Origin of the sequence: Pseudomonas sp. KBN12P06040, assembly GCF_037574965.1 — a bacterium.
In the GTDB taxonomy this organism is placed as follows: domain Bacteria; phylum Pseudomonadota; class Gammaproteobacteria; order Pseudomonadales; family Pseudomonadaceae; genus Pseudomonas; species Pseudomonas aeruginosa.
In genome coordinates, this window is the sequence record NZ_JBBELS010000001.1 from 1,424,542 (window position 1) to 1,444,820 (window position 20,279).

At 67.2% G+C, this 20,279-nt stretch carries 20 protein-coding genes; 16 read left to right on the top strand and 4 right to left on the bottom strand.

The window, feature by feature from the left end; all coding sequences use genetic code 11:
• The first annotated feature begins 3 nt into the window (after positions 1-3).
• From VQ067_RS06705 to VQ067_RS06775, 15 genes are all read left to right on the top strand, one after another.
• A complete protein-coding gene (locus VQ067_RS06705; RefSeq protein WP_003129892.1) occupies positions 4-519 on the top strand; it encodes a chemotaxis protein CheW in 516 nt (171 codons plus the stop codon).
• Positions 516-1,784, top strand: coding sequence for a CheR family methyltransferase (locus tag VQ067_RS06710; protein ID WP_003129894.1), 1,269 nt, complete (start codon positions 516-518; stop codon positions 1,782-1,784). Before VQ067_RS06705 ends, VQ067_RS06710 begins: the two co-directional genes overlap by 4 nt.
• Positions 1,777-2,466 carry a chemotaxis protein CheW gene (locus tag VQ067_RS06715; protein ID WP_003103738.1) on the top strand — a complete coding sequence of 230 codons (690 nt, stop codon included), beginning with the start codon at positions 1,777-1,779 and terminating at the stop codon, positions 2,464-2,466. Before VQ067_RS06710 ends, VQ067_RS06715 begins: the two co-directional genes overlap by 8 nt.
• Positions 2,463-4,772: a Wsp signal transduction system sensor histidine kinase WspE gene (gene wspE, locus VQ067_RS06720; RefSeq protein WP_003129896.1), complete on the top strand. Its 2,310-nt coding sequence runs from the start codon at positions 2,463-2,465 to the stop codon at positions 4,770-4,772. The genes VQ067_RS06715 and wspE overlap by 4 nt, the downstream gene beginning before the upstream one ends.
• Complete coding sequence (gene wspF, locus VQ067_RS06725; RefSeq protein ID WP_003092534.1) at positions 4,769-5,776, top strand: Wsp signal transduction system protein-glutamate methylesterase WspF; 1,008 nt, start codon at positions 4,769-4,771, stop codon at positions 5,774-5,776. Before wspE ends, wspF begins: the two co-directional genes overlap by 4 nt.
• Before the next feature lie 107 nt (positions 5,777-5,883).
• A complete protein-coding gene (wspR, locus tag VQ067_RS06730; protein ID WP_003092531.1) occupies positions 5,884-6,927 on the top strand; it encodes a Wsp signal transduction system regulator diguanylate cyclase WspR in 1,044 nt (347 codons plus the stop codon).
• A gap of 122 nt (positions 6,928-7,049) precedes the next feature.
• Positions 7,050-8,145, top strand: a protein-coding gene (prfB, locus tag VQ067_RS06735) for a peptide chain release factor 2 (protein ID WP_010895661.1) whose coding sequence is annotated in 2 segments (ribosomal slippage) — positions 7,050-7,121 and positions 7,123-8,145 — 1,095 coding nt in all. Because the reading frame shifts where the segments join, the coding sequence is not laid out codon by codon here.
• 178 nt (positions 8,146-8,323) lie between these two features.
• Positions 8,324-9,829, top strand: a complete 1,506-nt coding sequence (gene lysS, locus VQ067_RS06740; protein WP_003092523.1) for a lysine--tRNA ligase — start codon at positions 8,324-8,326, stop codon at positions 9,827-9,829.
• A 211-nt stretch (positions 9,830-10,040) separates the two neighbouring features.
• Complete coding sequence (locus VQ067_RS06745; RefSeq protein WP_003092520.1) at positions 10,041-10,754, top strand: TetR/AcrR family transcriptional regulator; 714 nt, start codon at positions 10,041-10,043, stop codon at positions 10,752-10,754.
• Positions 10,755-10,850: 96 nt separating this feature from the next.
• A complete protein-coding gene (locus VQ067_RS06750) occupies positions 10,851-11,402 on the top strand; it encodes a hypothetical protein (protein ID WP_021265174.1) in 552 nt (183 codons plus the stop codon).
• Positions 11,403-11,410: 8 nt separating this feature from the next.
• Complete coding sequence (locus VQ067_RS06755) at positions 11,411-12,706, top strand: flavohemoglobin expression-modulating QEGLA motif protein (protein WP_003092515.1); 1,296 nt, start codon at positions 11,411-11,413, stop codon at positions 12,704-12,706.
• Positions 12,707-12,774: 68 nt separating this feature from the next.
• Complete coding sequence (locus VQ067_RS06760) at positions 12,775-13,521, top strand: TIGR00266 family protein (protein WP_003092512.1); 747 nt, start codon at positions 12,775-12,777, stop codon at positions 13,519-13,521.
• A complete protein-coding gene (locus tag VQ067_RS06765; protein ID WP_023100860.1) occupies positions 13,518-14,423 on the top strand; it encodes an alpha/beta hydrolase in 906 nt (301 codons plus the stop codon). Before VQ067_RS06760 ends, VQ067_RS06765 begins: the two co-directional genes overlap by 4 nt.
• On the top strand, positions 14,420-14,743 hold the full coding sequence (locus VQ067_RS06770) for a hypothetical protein (protein WP_034019833.1): 324 nt from the start codon (positions 14,420-14,422) through the stop codon (positions 14,741-14,743). Before VQ067_RS06765 ends, VQ067_RS06770 begins: the two co-directional genes overlap by 4 nt.
• Entirely contained in the window at positions 14,740-15,261 is a 522-nt protein-coding gene (locus VQ067_RS06775) for an O-acetyl-ADP-ribose deacetylase (protein WP_033991068.1), read from the top strand. The genes VQ067_RS06770 and VQ067_RS06775 overlap by 4 nt, the downstream gene beginning before the upstream one ends.
• Positions 15,262-15,335: 74 nt before the next feature.
• Here the strand turns inward: VQ067_RS06775 and VQ067_RS06780 are convergent, their stop codons facing one another.
• From VQ067_RS06780 to VQ067_RS06790, 3 genes are all read right to left on the bottom strand, one after another.
• A complete protein-coding gene (locus VQ067_RS06780) occupies positions 15,336-16,121 on the bottom strand; it encodes an OmpA family protein (protein ID WP_003092499.1) in 786 nt (261 codons plus the stop codon).
• 48 nt (positions 16,122-16,169) lie between these two features.
• Entirely contained in the window at positions 16,170-16,574 is a 405-nt protein-coding gene (locus VQ067_RS06785) for a DUF4398 domain-containing protein (RefSeq protein ID WP_003092495.1), read from the bottom strand.
• Positions 16,575-16,954: 380 nt separating this feature from the next.
• Positions 16,955-19,171, bottom strand: a complete 2,217-nt coding sequence (locus VQ067_RS06790; RefSeq protein ID WP_003117471.1) for a heavy metal translocating P-type ATPase — start codon at positions 19,169-19,171, stop codon at positions 16,955-16,957.
• A gap of 113 nt (positions 19,172-19,284) precedes the next feature.
• Between VQ067_RS06790 and cadR the strand changes: the two genes are divergently transcribed.
• Positions 19,285-19,755: a Cd(II)/Pb(II)-responsive transcriptional regulator gene (gene cadR / locus VQ067_RS06795; protein WP_003092490.1), complete on the top strand. Its 471-nt coding sequence runs from the start codon at positions 19,285-19,287 to the stop codon at positions 19,753-19,755.
• Between the two features lie 8 nt (positions 19,756-19,763).
• Here cadR and VQ067_RS06800 read toward each other — a convergent pair whose 3' ends face one another.
• Entirely contained in the window at positions 19,764-20,108 is a 345-nt protein-coding gene (locus VQ067_RS06800; RefSeq protein ID WP_003092488.1) for a hypothetical protein, read from the bottom strand.
• Between the last annotated feature and the right edge of the window lie 171 nt (positions 20,109-20,279).

Genomic DNA, 20,279 nt, shown 5'->3' on the forward strand with positions numbered 1-20,279 from the left:
GCTGTGACCGTGTCCCGCTCCACCGGCGATCATCGACGCACCAGCAAGCTGTTCCTGCTGTTCCGCATGGAAGGCGACCGCTATGCCCTGGATGCCCGCGAAGTGGTCGAAGTGCTGCCGCTGCTGCGCCTGAAGCGCATTCCGGAGGCGCCGGAATGGGTCGCCGGGGTGTTCTCCCATCGCGGCGTCCTGGTCCCGGTGCTCGACCTCTGCGCAATGGCCTTCGGCCGCGCGGCGCTGGCCCGCACCAGCACGCGCATCGTGCTGGTCGAATACCGCGCCCGCCAGGACCGGGAGCCGGTCTGGCTCGGACTGATCCTCGAACAGGCCACCGATACCCTGCGCTGCGAACCGTCGGCGTTCCGCGACTATGGCCTGGACAACGGCGAGGCCCGCTATCTCGGTCCGGTTTATGAAGGTCCGCGGGGACTGGTGCAATGGGTGCGGGTCGAGGCATTGCTGCCTGACGAAGTGCGTGCCCTGCTGTTTCCGCCGGAGTGCGGCGAGGGGGCGGCATGAACGATCGCTTCGAACGCCTGCTCAAGAGCAGGATCGGCCTGGATGCCAGCTCGGTGGGCAGCGCGGTGATCGAGCGCGCGGTACGCCAGCGCATGAGCGGCCTCGCGCTGCACGACGAGGACGAATACTGGATGCGCCTGAACGGCTCGCCGGGCGAGGTGCAGGCGCTGATCGAAGCGGTGGTGGTGCCGGAGACCTGGTTCTTCCGCTACCCGGAGTCGTTCACCACCCTCGCCAGGCTGGCCTTCGAGCGCCTGCCGAGCCTGGGCGGCGGACGCGCGCTAAGGATCCTCAGCCTGCCCTGTTCCACCGGCGAGGAGCCGTATTCCATCGTCATGGCCTTGCTCGATGCCGGGCTCTCCGAGTACCTGTTCGAGGTCGACGCCCTGGACGTCAGCGCTCGGGTGATCGAGCGCGCCAGCCTCGGGGTGTACGGCAGGAATTCCTTCCGCGGCGATGAACTGGGGTTTCGCGACCGCCATTTCAGCGAGGTTGCCGATGGCTACCAGTTGGCCGAGCAGGTTCGCCGCAAGGTGCGCTTCCGTTGCGGCAATTTGCTCGATCCCGGGCTACTGGCGGGCGAGGCACCCTACGATTTCGTGTTCTGCCGCAACCTGCTGATCTATTTCGACCGCCCGACCCAGAGCGAGGTGGTCGAGGTGCTCAAGCGCCTGTTGCGGCCGGACGGCGCGATGTTCATCGGACCAGCCGAGGCGAGCCTGCTCAGCCAGCATGGCATGCAGCCGATCGGCGTGCCGCTGTCTTTCGTGTTCCGCCGGACCAGCGAGGCGCCCCGCGGCGCGCGGCCCAAAGCGGTGAGCGACGGAGCGCGCCCGGTCGTTGCCGCCGCCGCGGAACGTGCGAGTGTTCGGCCTTCGCCGCCGCCACCGGCGAAACCGCGCCAACGCCTGTCCAGCCTGGTTCCGCCAGCCAGCGGCCAGCCCCTCGCCAGTCCCGTCGGCGAGTTCGACGAAATCGCCCGCCTGGCGGATGCCGGCCAGCACCGCGAGGCGCGCGCCGCCTGCGAGCGCCAACTGGCCGCGCGTGGGCCGTCGGCCACGGTCTTCTACTGGCTCGGGCTGCTCAGCGATGTCGCCGGGCAGGAGCAGGAAGCCCAGGATTTCTACCGCAAGGCCCTGTACCTGGAGCCGCAGCACGCCGAGGCGCTGGCGCACCTGGCGGCGCTGCTCGCCGCTCGCGGCGACCATGCCGGCGCCCGGCGCCTGCAGCAACGTGCGGCCCGTGGAGTGAACAAAGATGGTTGAGGCGAGCCTGACCTTGCTCGATACCCAACAGGTGGATGACTGCTGGAACCGCATCGGCGTGCATGGCGACAAGTCCTGCGAACGCCTGGCCGAGCATGTCCATTGCCGCAACTGCGAGGTTTACGCTGCCGCGGCGACCTACTTGCTGGACCGCATCGCCCTGCGCCAGGACCAGCTCGACAGCGCCGAAACGATGGACAGCCAGCGCGAACAGAGCGACCTCGGCGAGACGCGTTCGATCCTGGTGTTCCGCCTGGGCGAAGAGTGGTTCGGCCTGGCCACCGGCAGCCTGGTGGAAGTGGCGCCGATGAACCCTATCCATTCCCTGCCGCACCAGCGCTCGCGCGCCCTGCAAGGGGTGACCAACGTGCGCGGCGCGCTGGTCGCCTGCCTTTCCCTCGGCGAACTGCTGGATCTCGAACCCGGCGCCGCGCCGGTCAGCGAGCGCCGGGTGGTTCCGCGCATGCTGATCATTTCCGCCGCCGGCGGTCCGGTGGTGGCGCCGGTGGAGGAAGTCGACGGCATCCATGCGATTCCGCTGGCGCGGATACTGCCGCCCAACCACGCCGACGGCCAGGCCTCGCGCCGGCACGTGGCCGGCGTGCTGCAATGGCGTGAGCGGAGCATCACCCTGCTCGACGAAGGCCCTCTCCTGCAAGCCGTAGCGCGGAGCCTGGCATGACCCCGGACCAGATGAGAGACGCGTCGCTGCTCGAGCTGTTCCGGCTCGAGGCGGAGGCCCAGACCCAGGTGCTCAACGCCGGCCTGATGGCGCTGGAGCGCAGCCCGACCCAGGCCGACCAACTGGAAGCCTGCATGCGCGCCGCGCACTCGCTGAAAGGCGCGGCGCGGATCGTCGGGCTGGACGCCGGCGTGCGCGTGGCGCACGTCATGGAGGATTGCCTGGTGGAGGCGCAGGACGGGCGCCTGCTCCTGCAATCGGAACATATCGATGCGTTGCTCCAGGGCTGCGACCTGTTGCTGCGTATCGGCACCCCGCCCGCCGGCGACGCAGGCTGGGCCGAAGGCGCCGGGCGGGAAGAGATCGACGGTCTGGTGCAGCGCCTCGAAGGCCTGGTGCGCAGCGGCCTGCCGCTGGCCCGCGCGGAGCTGCCGGCGACGACTCCCGGCCTGCCGGAAGCGGCCCCCGAGGCGCCGCCAGCGGCGTCAGCGGCCGCCAGCGACGACAACGACGAGGAGCCCGCCGGGCAGGCGGGCGGCGAACAGGCCGAGGAGCGCCGCAGCCGGGTCCTGCGGGTCACCGCCGAGCGCCTGGACCGGCTGCTGGATATCTCCAGCAAGTCGCTGGTGGAGTTCCAGCGCATCAAGCCGCTGGCCGATTCCCTGCAACGCCTGCGTCGCCTGCAGTCCAGCGCCAGCCGCGCGCTCGACGTGGTACGCGAGACGGTCCAGGAAACCGCCCTCGACCCGCAGGCCCAGGCCATGCTCGGCGAGGCGCGGCAACTGATCGGCGAATGCCAGCAGATGCTGGTGCAGCACATCGCCGATCTCGACGAGTTCGCCTGGCAGGGCGGCCAGCGCGCCCAGGTGCTCTACGACGCGGCGCTGGCCTCGCGGATGCGACCGTTCGCCGACGTCCTTAGCGGCCAGGCGCGGATGGTTCGCGACCTGGGCCGCTCGCTGGGCAAGCAGGTGCGCCTGCTGGTCGAGGGCGAAAGCACCCAGGTCGACCGGGATGTCCTGGAAAAACTCGAAGCGCCGCTCACCCACCTGCTGCGTAATGCCGTCGATCACGGTATCGAGGCGCCGGAAACCCGCCTCGCCGCCGGCAAGCCGGCCGAGGGCAGGATCACCATCCGCGCCCGCCACCACGCCGGCATGCTGGTCCTGGAACTGAGCGACGACGGCGGCGGCATCGATCTGCAGCGCCTGCGCGAGACCGTGCTCAATCGCCAGTTCGCCACCGCCGAGACCGCGGCGCAATTGAGCGAGGAGGAACTCCTGGCGTTTCTCTTCCTGCCCGGCTTCAGCATGCGCGAGCAGGTCACCGAGGTGTCCGGTCGCGGCGTCGGACTGGACGCCGTGCAGCACATGGTCCGCCAGTTGCGTGGCGGCGTGCGCATGGAGCAACGCCAGGGGCAGGGCACGCTGTTCCACGTCGAGGTGCCGCTGACCCTGTCCGTGGTGCGCAGCCTGGTGGTGGAGATCGGCGAGGAGGCCTACGCCTTTCCGCTGGCGCACATCGAGCGCATGTGCGAGCTGGAGGCGGAGGAGATCGTCCAGCTCGAAGGTCGCCAGCACTTCTGGTACGAGGGGCGCCATGTCGGCCTGGTCTCGGCTGCGCAACTGCTGCAGCGGCCCGAGAGCAGCCGCACCGAAGGGGCCATCCCGGTGGTGGTGGTGCGCGACCGCGATGCAGTCTACGGCGTCGCCGTGGAGCGTTTCGTCGGCGAGCGCACCCTGGTGGTGATGCCCCTAGATCCGCGCCTGGGCAAGGTGCGCGACGTTTCCGCCGGCGCCTTGCTGGACGACGGTTCGCCGGTGCTGATCCTGGACGTCGAGGACCTCCTGCATTCGGTCGGCAAGCTGCTCAGCAGCGGCCGCCTGGAGCGCATCGATCGCAGCCGGCGGCAGGCCGGCGGGGCGCAACGCAAGCGCATCCTGGTGGTCGACGACTCGCTCACGGTGCGTGAGCTGGAACGCAAGCTCCTGCTCGGCCGCGGCTACGACGTGGCAGTGGCGGTGGATGGCATGGACGGCTGGAACGCCCTGCGCTCGGAGCATTTCGACCTGCTCATCACCGATATCGACATGCCGCGCATGGACGGTATCGAACTGGTCACCCTGGTGCGTCGCGACAGCCGCCTGCAGTCGCTGCCGGTGATGGTGGTGTCCTACAAGGATCGTGAGGAGGACCGTCGGCGCGGTCTCGACGCCGGCGCCGACTATTATCTGGCGAAGGCCAGTTTCCACGATGAGGCCTTGCTGGATGCCGTCGTCGTCCTGATCGGAGAAGCACAGGGTTGAGGATCGGAATCGTCAATGACATGCCGTTGGCCGTCGAGGCGCTGCGCCGCGCGCTGGCCTTCGAGCCGCAGCACCAGATCGTCTGGGTCGCCAGCAACGGTGCCGAGGCGGTGACCCAGTGCGCCGCCGATACGCCCGACGTGGTGCTGATGGACCTGCTCATGCCGGTGATGGACGGCGTCGAGGCAACTCGTCGGATCATGGCGGAAAGTCCTTGCGCGATCGTGATTGTTACCGTCGATATCGAGCAGAATGTGCACCGGGTTTTCGAAGCGATGGGATATGGGGCGCTCGATGCGGTGAACACGCCGGCGCTGGGCATCGGCAACCCGCAAACGGCGGCGGCGCCGTTGTTGCGCAAGATTCAGAACGTCGGCTGGCTGATCGGCCAGCGCGATAACCGTGGCAAGGTCCAGGTGGTGCCGCCGAAGGCCGGCGGGGCGCGCCAGCGTCTGGTGGCGATCGGCGCCTCGGCTGGCGGTCCGGCGTCGCTCGCGGTGTTGCTCAAGCAACTGCCGGCCAGTTTCAATGCCGCGGTGGTGCTGGTGCAGCATGTCGACGAGGTCTTCGCCGCCGGCATGGCCGAATGGCTGGCCAGCGAATCGAAGCTGCCGGTGCGCCTGGCGCGCGATGGCGAGCCGCCGATACCGGGGCAGATCCTGCTGGCGGGGACCAACAATCACATCCGCCTGTTGCGCAACGGTTCGCTGGTGTACACCGCCGAACCGCGTTCTTTCGTCTACCGGCCGTCCATCGACGTGTTTTTCGAGAGCGTGGCGAACTACTGGCGTGGCGACGCCGTGGGCGTGCTGCTGACCGGCATGGGCCGCGACGGCGCCCAGGGCCTCAAGCAGATGCGCGAGCGCGGCTTCCTCACCATCGCCCAGGACCAGGCCAGTTGCGCGGTCTACGGGATGCCGAAGGCCGCGGCGGCGATCGATGCCGCGGTGCAGATCCTTTCCCTGGAAAAGATCGCCCCGCGCCTGGCGGAGGTATTCGATTAGCCGGGCGCGAGTCCGGTCAGGCGCCAGGGTAGGCGCCGGCGCCCGCCGTGGCGGTGCGTGGAACAGCATTCAATTTGATACGAGGGGCCCCGGTCCCGGAGAGAAACATGCACAACCCTCATGAGAGCAAGACCGACCTGGGCGCCCCTCTGGACGGCGCGGTCATGGTACTGCTTGTCGATGATCAGGCCATGATCGGAGAGGCTGTGCGTCGCTCGCTGGCGAGCGAGGCGGGCATCGACTTCCACTTCTGTTCCGATCCGCAGCAGGCGGTGGCGGTGGCCAACCAGATCAAGCCGACGGTGATCCTCCAGGACCTGGTGATGCCCGGCGTCGACGGCCTCACGCTGCTCGCCGCCTACCGCGGCAACCCGGCGACCCGCGACATCCCGATCATCGTCCTGTCGACCAAGGAAGAGCCGACGGTGAAGAGCGCGGCGTTCGCCGCCGGCGCCAACGACTACCTGGTCAAGCTGCCGGACGCCATCGAGCTGGTGGCGCGGATCCGCTACCACTCGCGTTCGTACATCGCCCTGCAGCAACGCGACGAGGCCTATCGGGCGCTGCGCGAGAGCCAGCAGCAGTTGCTGGAGACCAACCTGGTGCTGCAGCGGCTGATGAACTCCGACGGCCTGACCGGGCTCTCCAACCGTCGTCACTTCGACGAATACCTGGAGATGGAGTGGCGCCGCTCGCTGCGCGAGCAGTCGCAACTGTCGCTGCTGATGATCGACGTGGACTATTTCAAGAGCTACAACGACACCTTCGGCCACGTCGCCGGCGACGAGGCCCTGCGCCAGGTCGCCGGGGCCATCCGCGAGGGCTGCAGTCGCTCCTCGGACCTGGCGGCGCGCTATGGCGGCGAGGAGTTCGCCATGGTCCTGCCGGGCACCTCGCCGGGCGGCGCGCGGCTGCTGGCGGAAAAGGTCCGGCGTACGGTGGAGAGCCTGCAGATCAGCCACGACCAGCCACGCCCGGGCTCGTACCTGACCGTCAGCATCGGCGTCAGCACCCTGGTGCCGGGCGGCGGCGGACAGACCTTCCGGGTTCTCATCGAGATGGCCGACCAGGCGCTCTACCAGGCCAAGAACAATGGCCGCAACCAGGTTGGCCTGATGGAACAGCCGGTGCCGCCAGCCCCGGCGGGCTGAGCGGCGCGCGGCGGCCATGCGTCGCCGGCCGGCATTAAATAGAGGCCGGCGTACTGCCCGCAGGGCGCAAGTGCAGTATACTTCGCAGCTTTTCGACGTTTTCCCGCGAGTGAGCGCCAGCCATGGAAATCAACCCGATCCTCAACAGCATCAAGGACCTCTCCGAGCGCACCCAGACCATTCGGGGGTATCTTTGACTACGATCAGAAGCATGATCGCCTGGTCGAAGTAAACCGCGAGCTCGAAGACCCCAACGTCTGGAACAACCCCGAATACGCCCAGAACCTCGGCCGCGAGCGCGCCCAGCTGGCGCAGGTGGTGGAAACCCTGGACGACCTGACCAGCGGCCTGGCCGATTCCCGCGACCTGCTGGACATGGCGGTCGAGGAAGACGACGAGGGCGCCGTCGACGACGTTGCCAACGAAGTCGAGCGTCTGCGCGAGATCCTCGAGAAGCTGGAATTCCGCCGCATGTTCAGCGGCGAGATGGACCCGAACAACGCCTACCTGGACATCCAGGCCGGCTCCGGCGGCACCGAGGCCCAGGACTGGGCCAACATGCTGCTGCGCATGTACCTGCGCTGGGCCGACAAGCACGGCTTCGACGCCACTATCATCGAGCTGTCCGAGGGCGAGGTCGCCGGCATCAAGGGCGCCACCGTGCACATCAAGGGCGAGTACGCCTTCGGCTGGCTGCGCACCGAGATCGGCGTGCACCGCCTGGTGCGCAAGAGTCCGTTCGACTCCGGCAACCGTCGCCACACCTCGTTCACCGCGGTGTTCGTATCGCCGGAAATCGACGACAACATCGAGATCGAGATCAACCCGGCCGACCTGCGCATCGATACCTACCGCTCCTCCGGCGCGGGCGGTCAGCACGTGAACACCACCGATTCGGCGGTGCGGATCACCCACGTGCCGACCAATACCGTGGTGGCGTGCCAGAACGAACGCTCCCAGCACGCCAACAAGGACACCGCGATGAAGATGCTGCGGGCCAAGTTGTACGAGCTGGAAATGCAGAAGCGTACCGCCGCGTCCCAGGCCCTGGAGGACTCCAAGTCCGACATCGGCTGGGGCCACCAGATCCGCTCCTACGTGCTCGACCAGTCGCGGATCAAGGACCTGCGTACCGGTATCGAGCGCAGCGACTGCGACAAGGTGCTCGACGGCGATCTAGACGAGTACCTCGAAGCCAGCCTCAAACAGGGGCTGTAAAGCTGCTGCGCCTGGCCAGGCCGCGTTGGAAAATGGTTCGGACTGCTCGTTTTTTACGATCGTGAACTCCGTGTCCTCGCCATTTCCCGCCTTGCCTGGCCGGCGTTCGCTACGCTTTTCGCCCCTGTTGCAATCCGTTTCCACAGGCAAGAGAGCCTAACCAGGAACCACCAAGACCATGAGCGACCAACAACTCGACCAGCACGAACTGCAACAGGAAGAAAACAAGCTGATCGCCCAGCGCAAGGAAAAACTTGCCGCCGTGCGCGAAGCCCGGGCCATCGCCTTCCCCAACGACTTCCGCCGCGACGCCTACTTCGCGGACCTGCAGAAACAGTACGCCGACAAGACCAAGGAAGAGCTGGAAGCCGCAGCGATCCCGGTCAAGGTGGCCGGTCGGATCATGCTCAACCGCGGTTCCTTCATCGTCCTCCAGGACAGCAGCGAGCGCCTGCAGGTCTACGTCAACCGCAAGACCCTGCCGGAAGAAACCCTGGCCGAGATCAAGACCTGGGACCTGGGCGACATCATCGGCGCCGAAGGCGTGCTGGCCCGCTCGGGCAAGGGCGACCTGTACGTCGACATGACCAGCGTGCGCCTGCTGACCAAGTCGCTGCGTCCGCTGCCGGACAAGCACCATGGCCTGACCGACACCGAGCAGCGCTACCGCCAGCGCTACGTCGACCTGATGGTCAACGAGGAAACCCGCCACACCTTCCGCGTGCGTTCCCAGGTCATCGCCCACATCCGCCGTTTCCTCAGCGAGCGCGGTTTCCTCGAAGTGGAGACCCCGATGCTGCAGACCATCCCCGGCGGCGCTGCGGCCAAGCCGTTCGAGACCCATCACAACGCGCTGGACATGGCCATGTTCCTGCGCATCGCCCCGGAGCTGTACCTCAAGCGCCTGGTGGTCGGCGGTTTCGAGAAGGTCTTCGAGATCAACCGCAACTTCCGTAACGAAGGCGTCTCGACCCGGCACAACCCCGAGTTCACCATGCTCGAGTTCTACCAGGCCTACGCCGACTACGAAGACAACATGGACCTGACCGAGGAACTGTTCCGCGAACTGGCCCAGGCGGTACTCGGTACCACCGACGTGCCCTACGGCGACAAGGTCTTCCACTTCGGCGAGCCGTTCGTGCGCCTGTCGGTGTTCGATTCGATCCTCAAGTACAACCCGGAGATCAGCGCTGCCGACCTCAACGACGTCGAGAAGGCGCGGGCCATCGCCAAGAAGGCCGGCGCCAAGGTCCTCGGCCACGAAGGCCTGGGCAAGCTGCAGGTGATGATTTTCGAGGAACTCGTGGAGCACAAGCTGGAGCAGCCGCACTTCATCACCCGCTACCCCTTCGAGGTTTCGCCGCTGGCCCGCCGCAACGACGAAGACCCGAGCGTCACTGACCGCTTCGAGCTGTTCATCGGCGGCCGCGAGATCGCCAATGCCTATTCCGAGCTGAACGACGCCGAGGACCAGGCCGAGCGCTTCATGTTGCAGGTCAAGGAGAAGGACGCCGGCGACGACGAGGCGATGCACTACGACGCCGACTTCATCAATGCCCTGGAATACGGCATGCCGCCGACCGCCGGCGAAGGCATCGGCATCGACCGCCTGGTGATGCTGCTGACCAACTCGCCGTCGATCCGCGACGTGATCCTGTTCCCGCACATGCGCCCGCAGGCCTGAGCGCCGCAACAGTCCATGGAAAAGCCGCCTTCGGGCGGTTTTTTCATGGCCGCGCGGTGTCCCGGCCGCCGGGCCAGGGGTCGATAGCCGCCGATCTGCCGGCTGACCACGGGAGGTGCGGGTGGGATCGGAGCTTCCCCGGTAGCGGCCGATTGATTCCACGCGAAAAAGTCCGAACAATGCTCCATCGTCCGCGAGCGGAGGAAACACCGTGTCCCGAGTAGCTCCCAGAGACAGCGCCGCGCAGGCCGCCAGCGCGGTAGCCGAAAGCGTTCGTTACCAGGGCCGCAAGGCCAGCCGCCAGGGCAGCGAGCAGCGGCGCCAGGCGATTCTCGATGCCGCCATGCGCCTGATCGTCCGCGACGGCGTACGGGCCGTGCGCCACCGCGCGGTGGCCGCCGAGGCCCAGGTGCCGTTGTCGGCCACCACCTACTACTTCAAGGACATCGACGATCTCATCACCGACACCTTCGCCCTCTTCGTCGAGCGCAACGCAGAGGCGCTGTCGGCGTTCTGGAGCAGCGTGGAGGGCGACCTCCAGGAGATGGCCGCGGTGCTGGCCGACGACCCCGGCGCCCGTGGCTCGCTGGTGGAACGGATCGTCGAGCTGGCCGTGCAGTATGTCCAGGTCCAGCTCACCGAGCGCCGCGAGCACCTGCTGGCCGAACAGGCCTTCCGCCAGGAGGCGCTGCTCAACCCGCGCCTGCGCGAACTGGCCGATGCCCACCAGCGGATCCTCTCCCTCGGCGCCGTGCATTTCTTCCAGGTGCTCGGTTCCGGGCAGCCCGAGCAGGACGCCAAGGTGTTGACGTCGATTATTCTGCAGATGGAATATCAGGGCCTCGTGGACGGGGTCGAGCAACTGGCCGTGGACGAAATGCGCGCCATACTCAGACGGTACCTGAATCTGGTCATGGGCCTGTGACCTGAGCGTCAACCCCGCCATGGCGGGGTTTTTCATACCCGAACCTTCCCTCGGCCAGCCGGTCGCAGGTTGCGGAGGGTTCCTAAGGAGCGTGTGATGAAAGCCTGGCGTTGCCTGGTGGTCCTGAGTTTCCTGCTGTTGGGCGGTTGCCTGGTCACCTTCAAGGAGCCGATACCGCCGCGCGAGGCGGCGCCGAGCCACCTGCTCGGGACCTGGAGCCGCGAGAACGAGTGGAAGGAAGAACAATTCCTGGAGATCACCCGTTCCGGCAGCAATGTCTACCGCGCGCTCAGCTACGTGGACAGCAAGGACAATACCGAGAGCCTGGAGGACTACGGCTTCACCGTCTCCCACCAGGGCAAGCGCTGGTACCTGTCGGCCGGCCTGCCGAAGAGCCTGGGCGGCAACTTCGTCATCGCCGGCTTCGAGATCACCGACGGTGACGAGCTGGTGATCTACAACCTCGACGTCGAGCGCATCGTCGAGGACCTCGGCGCCGGCCAGCTCGACGGCGAGACCGTCGACAGCGAGCAGGGCAAGGGCGCGCTGGTGCGCAGCCCGTTGGAGAAGGTCTTCGCCTACCTGAACGATCCCGCCAATTCCGACGTGTTCGTCGAGGCCGCCCGCTTCCAGCGGGTCACCCAATGAGATTGCCGATGAGCCAGCGCAAGGCGCAGAACGACTACCAGAAGATCATCCGCTCCCTGTCCGATCGCATCGTCGAGGCGCAGACGCCGATCCGCGTGCTGGATGCGATCAAATGGGACGACGGGATCCGCCAGGACTTCCTCAAGGGCCGCGGCAAGCATGCGCCGAAGGTCGACCGCGGCTACTACGACAGCCGCCCGCTGGCCTTCGACGCCAGCGCCAAGAAGCAGGAATTCCAGAACATCGAGCGCGACATCACCCGCCAGTTGGGCCAGTTCAACCCGGTCGGGCAGATCATGCGGCGGATGTGCAAGGAATACCGGATGGTCATCCGCATGCTCGAGGCGCGCGGCACCCCGGACCTCGGGCTGATCTCCCAGGAACTCTACGGCTCGGCCTCGGACGCCTTCCATGCCGGTGATCCGACCCTGGCCGACCTCGGCCTGATGCTCTCCGACTACCTGAACAACATCGCCGACCGCGGCGATCTTAAGGACGAACCCAAGACCCTGACCGCCAAGGAGGTCGTGCCGATCCTCCAGGCGCGGCTGAACACCGTGTTCGGCGAGGAGGAGGGCACCATCCGCGTGTTCGAGTCCGACGGCATCGTCGCCGACGCGGCGGCCGGCGCCGACTACATCAAGGTGCGCGCCGACGCCCTGTTCAACGAGCGCGACGTGCGCGCGCTGGAGGTCCACGAGGGCCTGGTGCACGTCGGCACCACCCTGAACGGCCTGAGCCAGCCGATCTGCACCTTCCTCGCCAAGGGGCCGCCGTCCTCCACCGTGACCCAGGAAGGCCTGGCGATCCTGATGGAGGTGATCGCCTTCGCCTCCTACCCGACCCGCCTGCGCAAGCTGACCAATCGCACCCGGGCGATCCACATGGCCGAGGAGGGCGCCGATTTCCTCGACGTATTCCACTTCTACCGCGAGCAGGGCTACAGCCTGGAGGACAGCTACCAGAACGCCAGCCGGGTCTTCCGTGGCTCGACCCCGGATGGCCTGCCGTTCACCAAGGACCTGTCCTACCTGAAGGGCTTCATCCTCATCTATAACTACATCCAGCTCGCCGTGCGCAAGGGCAAGCTCGAACAGATCCCCCTGCTGTTCTGCGGCAAGACCACCCTGGAAGACATGCGCACCCTGCGCCAACTGGTGGACGAGGGCCTGGTGGCGCCGCCGAAATACCTGCCGCCGCAGTTCCGCGACCTCAACGCGCTGTCGGCCTGGATGTGCTTCTCGAACTTCCTCAACCACCTCAGCCTGGACCGCATCGAAGCGGACTACGCGAACATTCTCTGACCGCTCCCCGCCGTGCCGGTCTTTCCCGGTGCGCGCGGGCGGTCGGCCGGCAAGCAAGGAGAACGGCGATGGCCAGCCACGAACTCGACTACCGCATCCTCGGCGAATCCATGCAGACCGTGGAGATCGAACTCGACCCCGGGGAAACCGTGATCGCCGAGGCCGGGGCGATGAACTACATGACCGGCGACATCCGCTTCACCGCGCGGATGGGCGACGGCTCCGACGGCAGCCTGCTGGGCAAGCTGTGGAGCGCCGGCAAGCGCAAGCTCGGTGGCGAGTCGGTGTTCATGACCCACTTCACCAACGAAGGCCAGGGCAAGCAGCACGTGGCCTTTGCCGCGCCCTATCCGGGCAGCGTGGTGGCGGTGGACCTGGACGATGTCGGCGGGCGCCTGTTCTGCCAGAAGGACTCGTTCCTCTGCGCGGCCTATGGCACCCGGGTCGGCATCGCCTTCGCCAAGCGCCTGGGCGCCGGTTTCTTCGGCGGCGAGGGCTTCATCCTGCAGAAGCTCGAGGGCGATGGCCTGGTCTTCGTCCACGCCGGCGGTACGCTGATCCGCCGCCAGTTGAATGGCGAGACGCTGCGGGTCGACACCGGTTGCCTGGTGGCCTTCACCGATGGCATCGACTACGACGTGCAACTGGCCGGCGGCCTGAAGAGCATGCTGTTCGGCGGCGAAGGATTGCTGCTGACCACCCTCAAGGGCAGCGGCACCGTCTGGCTGCAGAGCCTGCCGTTCTCGCGCCTGGCCGGGCGCATCTACGACGCCACCTTTCGCGCCCGCGAAGAGGTAAGGACCAACAACGGATGAAGCGCCTGCTGATCCCGCTGCTGGTACTCGGCGCGCTGTTCCTCGGTGGTTGCAGTTCGCTGCTGTTCTATCCCGAGCCGGTGGTGCAGATCACCCCGGCGCGCGCCGGGCTGGAGTACCGCGACGTCACCCTGACCACCGCCGACGGCGTGCGCCTGCGCGCCTGGTGGCTGCCGGCGAAGAAAGGCGTGCCGGTGAAAGGCACCGTGCTCTACCTGCACGGCAACGGCGGCAACCTGTCCTGGCACCTCGGCGGCACCTGGTGGCTGCCCGCCGAGGGCTACCAGGTGCTGATGCTCGACTATCGCGGCTACGGCCAGTCGGAGGGCGAGCCGGGACTGCCGGAGGTCTACCGCGACATCGACGCGGCGTTCGCCTGGCTCGACCAGGCGCCGGAGGTGAAGGGCACCGAGCGCGTGCTGCTGGGGCAGAGTCTCGGCGGCGCGCTGGCGATCCACTACCTGGTCGAGCATCCGCAGCGCCAGGGCCAGTTCAAGGCGCTGGTGTTCGACGGGGTACCGGCGAGCTACCGCGGCATCGCCCGGCACATGCTGGACGGTTCCTGGCTGACCTGGCCGCTGCAGGTGCCGCTGTCCTGGCTGGTGCCCGACGACGACAGCGCCATCCATTCGGTGGCGCGGCTTTCTGGCGCACCCATGCTGTTCTTTCACAGTATCGACGATACCATTGTGCCCCTCGAGAACGGCATCGCCCTGTACCGCCAGGCGCGGCTGCCGAAGGTCCTGCAACTGACCCGAGGCGGCCACGTGCAGACCTTCGCCGAAGCGACCTGGCAGGAAGTGATGCTGCGCTTCCTCGACGATCCCCATGGCTTCACCGGCCTGCGCCGGCTGGCCGAAATCCCGAACCGCGAATCCGCGAAACCCGAAGGCAATCCATGAGCGACCGTAACGTACTCCCCTGCATCCTGACCGGCATCGGTGCCATCTTCGTCACTGTCGGCGTGCTCTGGTACTACGGCTACCTGCATTTCGCCAAGCCGCAGGACGCCCTGTTGCTGGCCGATTTCACCATGCTGAAGAGCCTGCCCGGCGAAGATGTGAAGCTGTCCCTGGAGCCGGCCAAGCAGGTCGCGCAGTGCATCGATGGCGTCCTGGTGCTGTTCGACACCGAGCAGAAGGGCCTTTCCGGCGTGCTGGTGGACAACAGGAAGCACGCCGTGCGCTGCGCCGGACAGGAAGTCCCGCAGGAAGTGAAATGACCGAGGTCCGCGTCTGGCAGGGGGACATCACCCGTCTTGCGGTGGATGCCATCGTCAACGCGGCGAACTCCTCGCTGCTCGGTGGGGGCGGGGTCGACGGCGCCATCCACCGCGCCGCCGGTGCCGAGCTGGTGGCGGCCTGCCGCCTGCTGCACGGTTGCAAGACCGGCGAGGCGAAGATCACCCGCGGGTTCCGTCTGCCGGCGGCCCACGTGATCCACACCGTCGGCCCGGTCTGGCGCGGCGGCGACAACGGCGAAGCGGAGCTGCTGGCCAGCTGCTACCGGCGCAGCCTGGCCCTGGCCGAGCAGGCCGGGGCGACCAGCGTCGCGTTCCCCGCCATCAGCTGCGGCATCTACGGTTATCCCTTGGAGCAGGCCGCGGCCATCGCCGTCGAAGAGGTCTGCCGGCGACGCCCGGCGCACAGCAGCCTGGAGGAAATCGTCCTGGTTGCCTTCGATAGCTCGATGGCCGAGCGCTACCAGCGCTTGCTCGGCGAGCGGCCTGTGGCCCGCTGATACCTGGAAAGCTCGGGCCACGCCCATGAAAAAGCCCCGCCGGATGGCGGGGCTTTTGGCTTCCGTAGGGCCTATCAGCCGCTGACGGAGGAGCGTGGCGCGACCGGCTTGGCGTCGTTGGAAATGGTGACTTCCACCCGACGGTTCATGGCACGGCCGGAGCTGGTGCCGTTGCTGGCCACCGGATATTCCTTACCGTAGCCACGGGTGGCTACGCGTTCCGGGCTGATGCCGCGGCTGAGCAGGGCCATGCGCACCGAGTCGGCACGACGCTCGGACAGGCGCTGGTTGTAGTTGGCGGAACCGGTGCTATCGGTGTAGCCCTCTACGATCACCTGGCGCTCCGGGTTCTGCTGGAGGAACTCGGCCAGTTGCTGGATGTTGCGCATGGCGCCGGGCTTCAGGTCGGACTTGTCGAGATCGAACAGAACGTCGCCGAAGGTCACCATGGTGCCGCGCGAGGTCTGCTTGGCATTCAGTTGGCTACGCAGCTTGTCCAGTTGCGCGGTGCGCGCGTCGAGGCGGGCCTGGGCGCGCTGGGCGGAGGCGTTCTGCAACTGCGCCTCGGCATTGCGCAGGACGATGGTCTGCTTGGCCAGTTCGATGCGCTGGTTGGTCAGGTAGGCCAATTGGTCCACGTCGCGCTGGTCTTCGCCATCCTGATAGGCCTTGTCGGCCTTGGCCAGCCAGTCGCCGGCGTCCTTGGTTTCCAGGGCCGCGACCTTGGTCGCGTCGGGCTGCGACTGCAGCGCGGAGAAGTTGCTGCGGGCCTGTTCCAGGTTGGCGTTCGGCGGCGTGGAGCAGGCGGCCAGCGCCAGGGCCAGCAGGGATACGGCGGGGAGGGCAATGTACTTACGCATAGGGGTCATCCTTAATCACGAATCGACGAAAGAAGGGCGGAATCCGGCTTAGTGCTGCGTATCGCGCATGCCTTCCTCACGCAGTTCCATGACGCCCTGCTGGGCATCCTTCACGGCTTTCTGCGCCTTGGCGGCCTGGGTCTTGCGCTCGGCGACCCGGGCGTCCCACTCGGCCTGCTGCGCCAGGCGCTTGGCCTGGTCGTATTCCTTGTCGTTCATGGCGATGCGCGCCTGGCTCAGCTTGTCCTGGGCGGACTTCATCTCGACCGGGGCATATTCCGGGCCGCCGGCGCTTACCGCGTTATTCACCGCGGACTCGGTCACGGCGAACTGCTCGGTCGGCGGGTTGCCGGCGCAGCCGGCCAGGACCAGGCTGCTGCCTACGGCCAGCAGGGCCAGCTTGAGGCCACGCAGGGAACCGGTGTGTTGCTTGCTCATCGCTTTTTGCTCCATGGGAAATTTCCTCTGACAGGGATGCTGATTCCTTGGCTTTCATCTCTGGCCATTACCGTGGGCGCGTTTCCGGCCCTCCGGTCTTTTCTTCCTGCTCACTGAGCAAGCCTCTGCCAGGCCTCTGTTTCAGGGGCTTGGCGATTGGCCATGTACTTTTAGTGACTCCCCCGCTGGTTCAGGGGTTCAAAAAAAAATCTGAAATTTTCTGACTGAACAGTCGGCTTCCGGCGTGGTCGCAGAACGCCACCTCTGCTCACTAAAGCCCGTCCTACAGGGCTCTAGTCCACGAAACGCACAACTGCCGCAGCGCTCCAGGACGGAACACTCGGGCAGAAAAAAAGCCCCACCTGAGTGGGGCTGGAGGAGGCCAGTGGGGCCTTTCAGAAACGCTTGCGCAACAGTCGCAGACCGTTGAACACCACCAGCAGGCTGGCGCCCATGTCGGCGAATACCGCCATCCACAGGGTGCCTTCGCCGGCCAGGGTAAGGGCGAGGAACACCGCCTTGATGCCCAGGGCCAGGGTGATGTTCTGGACCAGGATCGCGTGGGTGGTGCGCGACAGCCGGACGAATTGCGGCAACTTGCGCAAGTCGTCGTCCATCAGCGCGACGCCGGCGGTCTCGATGGCCGTGTCGGTGCCCGCCGCGCCCATGGCGAAGCCGATGTCGGCGCGGGCCAGGGCCGGCGCGTCGTTGATCCCGTCGCCGACCATGCCGACCCGCGAGCCGTCGGCCTGGCGCGCTTCCACTTCACGCAGCTTGTCCTCCGGCAGGAGGTTGCCGCGAGCTGCGTCGATGCCTACCTGGGCAGCGATGGCGGCTGCGGTGTGCGGGTTGTCGCCGGTGAGCATCAGGGTCTTCACGTCCAGCGCGTGCAGCTCGCGGATCGCCTCGCGGCTGCTGTCCTTGACCCCGTCGGCGACGGCGAAGAGGGCCCGCACGCGCTGCGGATCGCACAGCGCGATGACCGTCTTGCCCTGGCGCTCCAGGGCGTCCAGGCGCTCTTCCAGGGCCGGCGAGCAGAGGCCCAGTTCCTCCACCAGGCGATGGTTGCCGAGGTGGTAGAGGACGCCGTCGATGCGTCCGCTGACGCCTCGTCCCGGCAGGGCGGCGAGGTCCTCGACCACGCCCAGGGCAAGGCCGTCCTCTTCCGCTGCGTTGGCCACGGCGCGCGATACCGGGTGGTCGGAACGCGCGGCCAGGCTGGCGGCGAGCAGGCGCGCATCCGTCCCGTCAGCCTCCGCGATCGGCAGGTAGTCGGTCTGTTGCGGTTTGCCATGGGTGATGGTGCCGGTCTTGTCGAGGGCGACCCAGGACAGCTTGCGCCCGAGTTCGAGGAACACCCCGCCCTTGATCAGGATGCCCAGGCGCGCCGCGGCGGAAAGGCCGCTGACGATGGTCACCGGGGTGGAGATCACCAGCGCGCAGGGACAGGCGATCACCAGCAGCACCAGGGCGCGGTAGATCCAGTCCAGCCAGGCGCCGCCGAACAGCAGCGGCGGCAGCACCGCGGTGGCGAGGGCGATGAGGAATACCACCGGGGTGTAGACGCGGGCGAAACTGTCGACGAAACGCTGGGTCGGTGCGCGGGAACCCTGGGCTTCCTCCACGGCGTGGATGATCCGGGCCAGGGTGCTGTCGTCGGCGCGGCGGGTGACGCGGTACTCCAGCGCGCCCTCGCCGTTGATGCTGCCGGCGAACACCGGCTCGCCGACCTCCTTCTCCACCGGCAGGCTTTCGCCGGTGATCGGCGCCTGGTTGACGCTGGAGCGGCCGCTGGTCACCTCGCCGTCGAGGGCGATGCGTTCGCCGGGCTTCACGCGCACGGTGGCTTCCAGTTCCACTTGCTTGGCCGGCAGCTCCTTCCATTCGCCGCCGACCAGTACCGTGGCCTGTTCCGGAGCCAGTTGCAGCAGGCCGCGGATGGCGTTGCGCGCGCGATCCAGGGACTTCGCCTCGATCAGCTCGGCGATGGCGAACAGCACGCTGACCATCGCCGCTTCCGGCCACTGGCCGATGAGCACGGCGCCGGTCACGGCGATGCTCATCAGGGCGTTGATGTTCAGGTTGCGGTTCTTCAGGGCGATCCAGCCCTTGCGGTAGGTCGGCAGGCCGGCGCCGAGGATGGCCAGCAGGGCGAGGCCGGCGACCACCCAGTCCGGCGCCAGGCCGAACCATTCGACGATCTCCGAGGCCAGCGCCATCGCGCCGGCCAGGGCCAGCGGCCACCAGGGTTTCGCCGGCGCTTGCGAGGGGCCGTCGGTATTTTCGCCGGCATCCAGCGGCACCGCTTGCATGCCGAGGCCGGCGATCAGCTTCTGCAGCGGCTCGACGCTGTCGAAGCGATGCTGGACGCGCAGCAGGCGCTGCATCAGGTTGAATTCCAGCGACTCCACTGCCGGCTGGCGACCGAGGGCGTCGCGGATCAGGCGTTCCTCGGTCGGGCAGTCCATCGCTTCGATGCGCAGGTCGCTCCAGCGCAACTCGGCGTTGCCGGCCAGGGTTCCGATGGCGGCCACCGCCGGGCGAGGCGCGTGGCGGTGCCCATGATCATGTCCGTGACCGTGACAGCAAGTGTCGGCGTGTTCGTGGCTCATGGAAACAATTCCCGTTTGACGTGTTGGGTGCGATTGCACACCCTGTAGCAACTACAGAGTCAAGCGGTACTGCCAATTCGGGTAGCCGCGTCGGCGATTGGAGGAGGGTTGGCATGAAGATCGGTGAGCTGGCGAAGAGAACCGGTTGCCCGGTGGAGACCATCCGTTACTACGAGCGCGAAGGCCTGTTGCCCGAGCCCGCGCGTAGCGAAGGCAACTATCGGCAATACACCCTGGCGCATGTCGAGCGCCTGTCGTTCATCCGTCACTGCCGCTCGCTGGACATGACCCAGGAGGAAATCCGTACCCTGCTGGCGTTGCGCGACCGTCCCGAGGCGGATTGCGGCACCGCCAACCGGCTGATCGACGAGCACCTGCATCACGTCGAGGTGCGCATCGCCGAACTCCAGGCATTGCGCGAGCAACTGCAGGATCTCGGCTCACGCTGTACGGTCGCCGGCAACAGCCAGGCCTGCGGCATCCTCCGCGAACTGGAGCAGCCCGCGCCGCTGTCGCCTATCCCCGAGGAATGCGCCGAGGCCGGGCACATGCACGTTCCCGGCGTGCACCGCCGGCATGGCTGAAGTCGCGCTCAGTGACTGGAGGTGTCCTGTTGCGCGACCAGTTCGTGCAGGTACTTGCGCGAGAGCGACAGGAAGCGTGGGGTAGGGCCGACATCCTCATAGAGCGGATCGCCCTGTTCGTCGGTGGCCACCACCTGACTCCCCTTCACGTAGGGGAAGCTCGCCTCCAGTTCTTCCAGGGCGGCGCCGACCAGCTCGCCCAGTAGTTCCTCGACGCTGCGCCGCGGATACATCTCGTGCAGCGCGGCGAGGCGCGCGGCGCTTTCGACGTCCAGCGGGATGCTGTAGTGGTTGCGGGCCATGCGGCCCTTGGCGGTGTGTTCCCAATGGCGGACAAGCTCACGGATCTTCATGCTGACCTCTTCAGCCCGGTCGTGGCGGGCGTGCTGGGGTGCCCTCGTGGGGCCGTGCCTCGGTGCGGGCACTTCCTTCAGACTAGACCCGATCGGCGCCGGCAGCCTCGCTTCCGGCCCGGCGGCGCCGTACTGGCACCCTGCGGGCTTGTAAGCGCGGGGGCGCCTGAG